Origin of the sequence: Agromyces aerolatus (assembly GCF_031432255.1) — a bacterium.
Classification (GTDB): domain Bacteria; phylum Actinomycetota; class Actinomycetes; order Actinomycetales; family Microbacteriaceae; genus Agromyces.
The window spans coordinates 92,819-102,422 of record NZ_JAVKGQ010000013.1; the positions used below are offsets into that span (position 1 = coordinate 92,819).

The window sequence follows — 9,604 nt, forward strand, 5'->3', positions numbered from 1 at the left end:
CTCATGAGCGAGACCATGACCGACGCGACCGGCACGCAGACCGGTGAGGCGCCGACGATCGAGCACTGGATCGACGGGGCATCCGTCGCCGGGCGCGGCGAACGCACCGGGCCCGTCTACGACCCGGCCCGCGGCATCGTGCAGAGGCGCGTGCACTTCGCCGACGTGGCCGACGTCGCCACCGCCGTGCAGGTCGCGGCGCGCGCGTTCGAGACCTGGCGGGACGTGTCGATCGCGAAACGGCAGCAGATCATGTTCGCGTTCCGCGAGCTGCTGAACGCCCGCTCGGGCGAGCTCGCCGCGATCCTCACGAGCGAGCACGGCAAGGTGCTCGCCGACGCGCAGGGCGAGATCGCGCGCGGCCTCGAGGTCGTCGAGCTCGCGTGCGCGATGCCCGGCTATACGAAGGGCGAGTACTCCGAGAACGTCTCGACGGGCATCGACGTGTACACGCTGCGCCAGCCGCTCGGCGTCGTCGGCATCATCAGCCCGTTCAACTTCCCGGCGATGGTGCCGCTGTGGTTCTTCCCCATCGCGATCGCGGCGGGCAACACCGTGGTGCTGAAGCCCAGTGAGAAGGACCCGAGCGCGGCCGTGTGGCTGGCCCGCCTCATGCAGGAGGCCGGCCTGCCCGACGGCGTGCTGAACGTCGTGCACGGCGACCGGGTCGCGGTCGACGCACTGCTCGAGCACCCGACGGTGCGCGCGATCTCGTTCGTCGGGTCGACGCCCATCGCCAAGCACATCTACGAGACCGCGTCGGCGAACGGCAAGCGCGTGCAGGCGCTCGGCGGCGCGAAGAACCACATGCTCGTGCTGCCCGACGCCGACCTCGACCTCGCCGCCGACGCGGCCGTGAACGCGGGCTTCGGCTCGGCGGGCGAACGGTGCATGGCGGTGTCGGTCGTGCTCGCGGTCGACACGGTCGCCGACGAGCTGGTCGCCAAGGTGCGTGAGCGGATGTCCCGGCTCACGACCGGCGACGGCACCCGCGGCACCGACATGGGGCCGCTCATCACGCGCGAGCACCGCGATCGGGTCGCGAGCTATGTCGACGTGGCGACCGCCGACGGCGCGAGCGTGGTCGTCGACGGGCGTGAGGTCGAGGTCGACGGCGAACCCGACGGGTTCTGGCTCGGGCCGACGCTCGTCGACCGCGTGCCGGTCTCGTCGGCGGTGTACCGCGATGAGATCTTCGGGCCCGTGCTGTCGATCGTGCGCGTCGACGGATACGAGCAGGGGCTCGACGTCATCAACGCGTCGCGCTGGGGCAACGGCACCGCGATCTTCACCAACGACGGCGGCGCCGCGCGGCGCTTCCAGCGCGAGGTGACCGTCGGCATGGTCGGCGTGAACGTGCCGATCCCCGTGCCCGTGGCGTACCACTCGTTCGGCGGCTGGAAGGAGTCGCTGTTCGGCAGTGCGAAGTCGTACGGGCCGCACGGGTTCGAGTTCTACACGCAGGAGAAGGCGGTCACGAGCCGCTGGCTCGACCCGAGCCACGGCGGCATCGACCTGGGGTTCCCGCGGCACGACTGAGCCGGCCCCGTTGGTCGAGGAGCGAGCGAGGAACGAGCACGCGTATCGAGACCTTGCACCGGGTCTCGATACGCTTCGCTACTCGACCAGCGGGCTCGCCTCGAGCGCGTGGCGGAGCAGCGCGAGCGCGGCGCCGACGGTCTCGTGCACGACCTCGGCGGGCTCGCCCTCGAACACGTGGTGCGCCTCGAACACCTCGCCGCGGACCTGCGCCGCGGCGAACACCGTGCCCTCGGGCTCGCCCTCGGTCGGGCCGGGGCCGCCGACGCCCGTGACCGCCACCGAGGCATCCGCCCCCAGGAGCCGGGCGACGCCCAGCGCGAGCTCACGCGCGCACTCGGCCGACGTGACCTTCTCGGCGGTCACGCCGAGGACGTCGCGCTTGACCTCCTCGGAGTAGGCGGCGACGCCGCCGCGATACCAGTCGGATGCCTCGGGCGCGGCCCCGAGCGCGACCGAGATGGCGCCCGCCGTGAGTGACTCGGCCGTGGCGACCGTCAGCCCCAGCTCTGTGACGCGCTCGGCGATCCCCGCCGCGTCGGCGGCGTACTCCTCGGCCGGATCCTGCATCCTGTCCCTCTCATCTCGGGTCGTGCGTCTCATCTCGGGTCGTGCGTTGATGGTGTGTTGGAAGTCGAGAAGTGGGTTCGAAGTCGTGCCGGGAGGCCCTCCGGCCCACTTTCTGACTTCCAACCCGCTCTCAGTCTGGCGGGCGAGCCGGGCCTTACAGGAGGGGTTGCGGGTCAGGACCGCGTGCTGAACTGGTCGGCGAGCCGGGCGGCGTGCGCGGTCAGCACGTCGAGCACGGTGCGCACCGCGAGACGCTCGGCGACGTCGGGGCGCACGAGCGCCACGATCTGCCGGACCGCGACGAAGCCGCGCACGGGCTTCAGCACGATGCCCTCCGGCACGGTGCCCGACGTGTACCTGGGCACGAAGCCGATGCCGAGGCCGGCCTGGATGAACGCCTCGACGATGCGCATGTCGCTGAATCGCTGGCCGACGTGCACGCGCCGGCCGGCCTGCTGCTCGACGGCGTGCTCGAGCCGTTCGAACGGGTAGCCGGAGGGAACGCCGAGCCACTCCTCGTCGACGACGTCGTCGGCGGTGACGTACGCGCGCTCGGCGAGGCGGTGGCCGGCCGGCAGGCCGATGTCGAGCGGCTCGGTGAAGAGCGGGATGACGGCGAGGCCCCGGCCGCCCCAGGGCAGCTCGCCGGGCATCGTGTACGCGAGGACGATGTCGTGGTCGTTCGTGAGGTCGGCGAACTCGCTGAGCTCGGCGTCGGAGTCGGTCGCGCGGACGACGAGGCCGGGGATCGCGGCGATCTCCTGCAGGACGCCGGGCAGCACGGCGGCGCCCATGGTGGGGAAGGTGAGCAGCGTGACCTCGCCGCTCGGGTGGTTGCGGAACTCGTCCCAGAGCGCCGAGGCGCGCTCGAGGGCGACCGCGACGTCGGTCGCGCTCCGGGCGAGGGCCTGACCCGCGGAGGTGAGCACGACGCCCCGGCCGCTGCGCTGGGTGAGCGGCATGCCGGCCTCGCGCTCGAGGATCTTGAGCTGCTGCGACACCGCCGAGGGTGTGCGCCCGGTCGCCTCGGCGACGGCCGTGACGCTGCCGCGTTCGGAGAGCTCCCTGAGCAGGTCGAGTCGTCGCACGTCCATGTAGGCAGACTACATTCTCGGTGTAGAACTGTTCGATTGTGCTGCACGGTTTTTCACGCTTCAATAGAAGGGTCGAACACGGGCAATGGGGCATCGTCGCTCGATCAGCACCCCCTCATTCTCGTGAAAGGAAACGCCATGGTTGTCACCAGTGCAGCCTTGTCCATCGTCCTCCTCGGCATCGCCGCGTTCGGCGTCGTCAGCTCCGTGGTCGTGACCACGCGCGACGGCTACCGCCGCATCCCGAAGGAGACGTTCGCGCGCACCCTCTAGGTCGCGCGTTCCGGGGCTCGGTCGCCCCGTCAACGCAGGGCCGCCGCGCGGGGGAGGGACACCCCGCGGGGCGGCCCTTCGCTTTCGCCGCCTCGCCGTCATCCAAGCGAACCGGAAAACCCCTCGACTTTTTCTCCTGGTCGGCGCTAGCTTGACCTCACACAGGTCGGCGACCGAGGGGGATCGATGGCACACGTCGTGGCAACCGGGGCAGGCAAGGCGATGATGGAGCGTCGGGCGGACCCGACGCACGACTACATACTCGAGCTGACCCGCAAGCCGCGCCCGCGCGTGCTCTTCGTCGGCACCGCGACCGGCGACGACGCCGCGTACATCCTGAGCTTCTACCGCACCTACGACTCGGACCGGTGCGCACCGCATCACCTCACGCTCTTCCACCGCGACATCGACGACCTCGCGGGATTCGTCCGCGGGTTCGACGTGATCCACGTCGGCGGCGGCAACACCGCCAACATGCTCGACGTCTGGAAGCGGCAGGGGCTCGATGAGATCCTGCGCGGCATGTGGGAGGACCCCGCGTCGAACGTCGTGTTCACGGGGGGCTCGGCGGGCGGCATCTGCTGGTTCGAGGGCGGCACGACCGACAGCTACGGTCCCACGCTGCAGGTGCTTCCCGAGGGCCTCGGATTCCTCGGCGGCAGCTTCTGCCCCCACTACGACGCCGAGGACCAGCGGCGCCCGCTCTACCACCGGGCGCTCATCGACGGCGCGCTGCCGGCCGGCTATGCGGTGGGCAACCTGCAGTCGCTGCACTTCGAGGGCTCCGAGCTCGTCACGGCCATCAGCCCCGTCGAGGACCCGCTCGCGCTGCGCGTCGAGGCGCGCGACGGGCAGATCGTCGAGACGCCGCTGCCGGTGCGGGTGCTCGAGGCCTCGGCCCCGATCGTGGCGGGGCCCAGCGCATGAACGACAACGTCTGGATCCTGTTCGCCGAGCTCCTGGTCGTGATCCTCGCGATCTACATGGGCACGCGCACGAGCGGCATCGGGCTCGGCGTGTGGGGCCTCGTGGGCGTCGCGGTGCTCGTCTTCGGGTTCGGCGAGGCGCCGGGCAACGCGCCCGTCGACGCGGTGTTCATCGTCATCACGGTGATCACCGCGGCATCCGTCATGCAGGCGGCCGGCGGCATCGACTGGATGGTGTCGGTCGCGGCCAAGGTGATCCGCCGGCGGCCGAAGTCCGTCGTGTTCCTCGCCCCGGCCATGTCCTTCCTCTTCACGGTCGGCGCGGGCACGGGCAACATCTTCTACCCGCTGCTGCCCGTCATCTACGACGTGTCGTACCAGCAGAAGATCCGGCCCGAGCGCGCGCTCTCGGTCTCGGCGGTCGCCTCGCAGGTCGGCATCCTGTGCTCGCCGGTGTCCGCAGCGACCGCCTCCATGGTCGTGCTGCTCGCGCCCGAGGGGGTCGACCTCGGCAAGCTGCTGCTCATCATGTGGCCCGCGTCGATCGCGGGCCTGCTCGTGGCCGCGCTGATCATGGTGCGGCACGGCAAAGACCTCGAGGACGACCCCGAGTTCCAGCGTCGGCTCGCCGAGCACCTCGTGAAGCCGCCGGTCGAGGATGCGCACGAGCAGAAGCTCCCGCGCAGCGCGGTGCTCTCGGCATCGCTGTTCCTCGCGGGTGTCGGGGTGATCGTGATCTTCGGCCTCTTCGAGGGCCTGAGGCCGGTCATCGGCACCGACGACGACGGCGACCCGGTGCGCGTGTCGGTCACGGTCATCATCGAGGTCATCATGGGCGTGATCGCGGCGCTCATCTTCCTGACCTGCAAGGTCAAGGCGGCGGATGTCCCGAAGCAGTCGACGTTCCCCGCGGGCATGGTCGGCGCGATCGCGCTGTTCGGCATCGCGTGGCTCGCGAACACGTTCGTCGCCGCGAACACCCAGCTCATCGTGGACGGGCTCGGTGCGCTCGTCTCGGGCTCGTCGGCGTTCCTCGGGGCGCTGTTGTTCGCGCTCGCGCTGTTCCTCGTCGCCGCGCTGACGACGAGCCAGTCGAGCGCGACGAACGCGATCGTGCCGATCGGCATCACGATCGGGCTTCCGGCGTCGCTGCTCGTCGGGCTCTGGCCGAGCGCGATGGGCATCTACACGCTGCCCGCCAACGGCAGCCAGGTCGCGACGGTCGCGTTCGACCAGACGGGCACGACCAGGATGGGCAAGTTCGTGGTCGACCACTCGTTCCAGCTGCCGAACCTGGTGTACATCGTGGTCGCGATGATCATCGGCGTGCTGCTCTCACTCGTCGTCGTGGCGTGACCGCCGGAGCCGTGCCGTGGGCGAGGGGGTGAGCGTCGACGAGTCGGCGATCCTCCGCAGCTTCCTCCTGGGGCTCGCGGAGGCGCTCAACGCCTCGTCCGAGTCGGTCGACCGGATCCGCGACATCATGAACGACGTGTCGCGTGCCTACGGGCAGGACGACACCGACTACGTGGTGCTGCCCACGGCCATCGTGGTCGAGACCGGCAGTGGCGAGTCCGCCCACGTGGCGCTGCGGTCGTCGACGGTCCCGGCGTTCCGCTTCGATCAGATCGCGGCGCTCTACGACCTCGTCGGCGAGGCACGCGCGGCGAAGGTCGAGCCTGCCGAGGGGATCCGCCGGCTCAATGAGATCGGCGCGATGCGCCCGGGTCAGCCGTGGCCGGTCCGGGTGTTCGGTCACGCGCTGCTGACGGCGGGACTGGCGCTGCTGCTCACGCCGACGTGGCAGGGTGCGCTCGTGGCGTTCGGGCTGGGTGCGGTGCTCGGGTTCGCGAAGCTCATCCGCTCGCCCACGCTGCAGCTGGTCTTCCCCGTGGTCGCGGCGTTCGGGTCGGCGCTCGCGGTCTTCCTGATCGCGCCGTACGTGCCGCTGGGCGATCCGCTCCGGCTGCTCATCGCGCCGCTCGCCACCTTCCTCCCGGGTGGCGTGCTCACGACCGCGACGATGGAGCTGGCCGCGGGTCAGATGACCGCGGGGGCGTCCCGGCTGGTGACGGGCCTCGTGCAGCTCGGCCTGCTCGCGTTCGGCATCCTCGCGGCGGGCACGATCCTCGGCGTCGGCGAGGAGAGCTACGTGCCGCTCGATCCTGCCGACCGGTTCCCGTGGTGGGCCGCGCTCGGCGGCGTGCTGCTGTTCGCGGTCGGGAACTTCCTGCACTTCTCCGCCCCCGGCCGGACCTTCGGCTGGGTGCTGCTCGCGCTCGTCGTGGCGTATGCGGCGCAGTCCGTCGGGCAGTTCGTGGCCGGCGCGACGGTGAGCGGGTTCATCGGCGCGCTCGTGGTCACCCCCCTCGTGCTGTGGATCTCGTCGCTGCGGCACGGTGCGCCCTCGCAGCTCACGTTCCTGCCCGCGTTCTGGCTGCTCGTGCCGGGCGCGGCGGGGCTCGTGGGACTCACCGAGGTGGTCGGCACCGACGGCGGCGTGGAGGACTTCGCGGCGGCGCTCACGTCGGTCATGTCGATCGCGCTCGGGGTGCTGCTCGGCACGGCGCTCTACCGCTTCGTGCATCGCGGCGCTGAGGAGATCGCCGGGTTCCACATCGAGATGCCCGCGAGCGTCGCCGAGGCCGTGCGCCCGTCGTTCTGGGCGCGTCTCGTGCATCGGGCGGGCGGCGCACGGCGGGTTCCGGAGCCGTCCGCGGATCGAGCACCGGCGCCCGGCGAGACGCCCGAGTGAGCCGCTCGGCTCCCGCCTGCCGCGCACGCCGCGGTTCGCCCAATACACTCGGGGGGTGACCCCGCACGATTCCCAGGCCGCCGACGTGCGCCGCCGCCTCATCGACCACATCGCCGCCGACGCGGTCTTCCACGGCGACTTCACGCTCACGAGCGGCAAGCAGGCGAGCTACTACGTCGACCTGCGCAAGGTCAGCCTCGACCACCGGGTCGCCCCGCTGATCGGGCAGGTGATGCTCGATCTCATCGCCGAGGTGCCGGGCGTGACCGCCGTCGGCGGCCTCACGATGGGTGCCGACCCGATCGCGACGGCCGTGCTGCACCAGGGCGCGGCACGCGGCCTCGCCTACGACGCGTTCGTCGTGCGCAAGGAGCCGAAGGACCACGGTCGCGGCAAGCAGGTCGAGGGCCCGGATGTCTCGGGCCGGCGCGTCATCGTCCTGGAGGACACGTCGACCACCGGCGGATCCCCGCTCAAGGCGATCGCGGCACTGCGTGCGGCCGGTGCCGAGGTCGCCGCCGTCGCGGTCGTCGTCGACCGGGCGACGGGTGCGCGCGAGGTCATCGAGGCCGAGGGCGTGCCGTACCTCGCCGCGATCGGGCTGGACGACCTGGGACTCGCGTGATGCGCCGGGGACGCGGCGGGCGCGACGAACCCGACGAACAGGAGCAGCCGGAGGAGCGCGACGGCGCCGAGTGGCTGCTCGGTGAGCTCGCGGGCGACGACGAGTCCGACGGGTCAGACGCGTCGGGGACTGCGGAGGCGCCGGCGGCGCCGGGGGCGCCCGCGGCTCCGGCGGACTCCGCGCTCGACGACGTGCCGGTCCCCGAGCCCTCGGCCTGGTCGTCGCGCCGCGAACGCCGCCAGGACCCGGACGACTGGTTCTCGCTCGCCCCGGCCCCGCGGCCGGCGCAGGGCGACGCGCCCGCGCTGGACGGCGCACCTGCCGGCGACGCGGGCGCCGAACGCGCAGCCACGGGCTCGTCCGGGACTCCCGGTGCCGTGCCGGCGGACGACACCGCTGTCCCCGGGCCGGTGACGCCGACCGCGTCGTTCGCGCTGACCTGGGGTGAGCGCGAGCGGGACGCCGACACGCCGCCCACGCACTTCGCGCCGCCACGCGCGGCACGGCGATCGTTCACGCCGCCGTTCGACGACTCCGAGCCGACCGGCGTGCGGCCCGTGGCGCCGGCACCGGCGGCACAGCCCGGGGACCCGACGACGGCCTGGTCGGGTGCGCCGGCGGCCCCGCACGGTGCCGCTCGGGTAGATGCCCCGGATGCCTCGCCCGCGGTCCCACCGGCGGGCACACCTGCCACACCCGCGGTCGCAGCCGAGGCCGAGGACGCCGCGCCCGCGGAGCACATCGCGGCGCCGAAGCCCGCGAGGGCCGACGAGCCGGGCACCACGGCGCGTGCCTCGGCGGCCGGCTCGCAGCCGGCCGGGCCCGTCGACGACTATGGCGCCGCGCTGTGGTCGGCGCTGACCGAGCCCGACGAGCCGCACGAGCCGGCCCAGGGCGGGGCGCCTGGTGCCGCCGCCGTCTCCGGGTCCGCCGGCGCAGCGGCGGCCGTGGCCGGAGCTGACGATCCCGGGGTCTCCGGCCAGCGTGCCGGGGCGGATGAGGGCGCCGAGGCATCCGAAGCGCCTGGAGCCGCCGCGATGCAGCGGCCCCGAGCGCCGTTCCCGGCGTTCGCGACCGCGCGCTGGGGTGAGCATGCGGCACCGCCCGCGGCCGCGCCGGTCCACGACCTGCTCGCCGAGGAGGCGACGGTCGACCGCGAGGACGCGAAGCCCGATGGCGCGTCAGAGGGTTCAGCGGAGCCTGAGACCGGGATCGCGGACTCGCGTCCGGCAGGGCCGAACGAGTCGCGCGACCAGACGGACGGCACGGAGGACACCGGAGCGCCGCCGGTCTTCCAGTGGAATCTCACGCCCGACCCCAACGCGCCCGACCCGAGTGTGGCCGAGGCTCGCGCTCGCCGAGGTGCAGCCGCCGCCTCGCCGAGTCGACCCGAGGAGACCGAGCCGGGAGAGCCCGACTCGGCCGAGACTGAGCTCGACCGACCGGACGAGCTTGCGAAGGACGACCTCGCGCAGCCGACCGCCGAGCCCGATCGGCCCGGGCCGCCCGAGCCCGTGCAGACCGAGGAGGCGGACGCGCCGTCCGACGCCACGACGGTGATCCCGACACCGATCGCCGCCGCGAGCGCCTCGGCCGTCGTTGCGGGGGCCGCCGCGTCCGCCACGTCTCCCCAGGCGCCCGCGGCAGCTCCGCCCGCGGCCCCGGCGCCCGCGGCCCCTGCGCCTGCCGCACCAGCTCCCGCGGCAGCAGCGCCCGTCGCACGGGCGCCGCACGAGGCATCCGTCTCGCCCACCGAGCAGCCCACCCGCAGGATGCCGGCCGCGGCCGCTCGGGACCGGGGAGCGCGGGTCGCACCGCCACG

General features: G+C 72.7%; 8 protein-coding genes and 1 pseudogene. 7 read left to right on the plus strand and 2 right to left on the minus strand.

Features of this window, described 5'->3' with window-relative positions:
- Nucleotides 1-3 precede the first annotated feature (3 nt).
- Nucleotides 4-1,539 (plus strand): CoA-acylating methylmalonate-semialdehyde dehydrogenase, encoded by a 1,536-nt coding sequence (locus RH864_RS15130; RefSeq protein ID WP_310518398.1) that lies wholly within the window; start codon nt 4-6, stop codon nt 1,537-1,539.
- A gap of 78 nt (nt 1,540-1,617) precedes the next feature.
- Here the strand turns inward: RH864_RS15130 and RH864_RS15135 are convergent, their stop codons facing one another.
- Together RH864_RS15135 and RH864_RS15140 are read right to left on the minus strand one after the other, a co-directional pair.
- Nucleotides 1,618-2,109 carry a CinA family protein gene (locus RH864_RS15135; RefSeq protein WP_310518399.1) on the minus strand — a complete coding sequence of 164 codons (492 nt, stop codon included), beginning with the start codon at nt 2,107-2,109 and terminating at the stop codon, nt 1,618-1,620.
- A gap of 173 nt (nt 2,110-2,282) precedes the next feature.
- Nucleotides 2,283-3,203 (minus strand): LysR family transcriptional regulator, encoded by a 921-nt coding sequence (locus RH864_RS15140; RefSeq protein WP_310518400.1) that lies wholly within the window; start codon nt 3,201-3,203, stop codon nt 2,283-2,285.
- A gap of 138 nt (nt 3,204-3,341) precedes the next feature.
- On the opposite strand from RH864_RS15140, the gene RH864_RS15145 reads away from it, so the two are divergent.
- The 6 genes and pseudogenes from RH864_RS15145 to RH864_RS15170 all read left to right on the plus strand — a co-directional run.
- Nucleotides 3,342-3,476 (plus strand): hypothetical protein, encoded by a 135-nt coding sequence (locus RH864_RS15145; RefSeq protein ID WP_310518401.1) that lies wholly within the window; start codon nt 3,342-3,344, stop codon nt 3,474-3,476.
- Nucleotides 3,477-3,662: 186 nt separating this feature from the next.
- Nucleotides 3,663-4,403 carry a Type 1 glutamine amidotransferase-like domain-containing protein gene (locus RH864_RS15150; protein ID WP_310518402.1) on the plus strand — a complete coding sequence of 247 codons (741 nt, stop codon included), beginning with the start codon at nt 3,663-3,665 and terminating at the stop codon, nt 4,401-4,403.
- Nucleotides 4,400-5,758, plus strand: coding sequence for an anaerobic C4-dicarboxylate transporter family protein (locus RH864_RS15155; RefSeq protein ID WP_310518403.1), 1,359 nt, complete (start codon nt 4,400-4,402; stop codon nt 5,756-5,758). Before RH864_RS15150 ends, RH864_RS15155 begins: the two co-directional genes overlap by 4 nt.
- Nucleotides 5,759-5,786: 28 nt before the next feature.
- A complete protein-coding gene (locus RH864_RS15160) occupies nt 5,787-7,157 on the plus strand; it encodes a threonine/serine exporter family protein (RefSeq protein ID WP_310518404.1) in 1,371 nt (456 codons plus the stop codon).
- Nucleotides 7,158-7,212: 55 nt separating this feature from the next.
- The gene (pyrE, locus tag RH864_RS15165) at nt 7,213-7,782 is read left to right on the plus strand and encodes an orotate phosphoribosyltransferase (protein ID WP_310518405.1); all 570 of its coding nucleotides are present in this window, start codon (nt 7,213-7,215) and stop codon (nt 7,780-7,782) included.
- Nucleotides 7,782-9,604: pseudogene (locus RH864_RS15170) on the plus strand (hypothetical protein); the annotation flags it as partial. The gene pyrE and the pseudogene RH864_RS15170, both read left to right, overlap by 1 nt.

Bases quoted from the DNA above. Each gene is read 5' to 3' on its own strand.
- RH864_RS15130 (WP_310518398.1), top strand. From the start codon at position 4: ATGAGCGAGACCATGACCGACGCGACCGGCACGCAGACCGGTGAGGCG.
- RH864_RS15135 (WP_310518399.1), bottom strand. From the start codon at position 2,109: ATGCAGGATCCGGCCGAGGAGTACGCCGCCGACGCGGCGGGGATCGCC.
- RH864_RS15140 (WP_310518400.1), bottom strand. From the start codon at position 3,203: ATGGACGTGCGACGACTCGACCTGCTCAGGGAGCTCTCCGAACGCGGC.
- RH864_RS15145 (WP_310518401.1), top strand. From the start codon at position 3,342: ATGGTTGTCACCAGTGCAGCCTTGTCCATCGTCCTCCTCGGCATCGCC.
- RH864_RS15150 (WP_310518402.1), top strand. From the start codon at position 3,663: ATGGCACACGTCGTGGCAACCGGGGCAGGCAAGGCGATGATGGAGCGT.
- RH864_RS15155 (WP_310518403.1), top strand. From the start codon at position 4,400: ATGAACGACAACGTCTGGATCCTGTTCGCCGAGCTCCTGGTCGTGATC.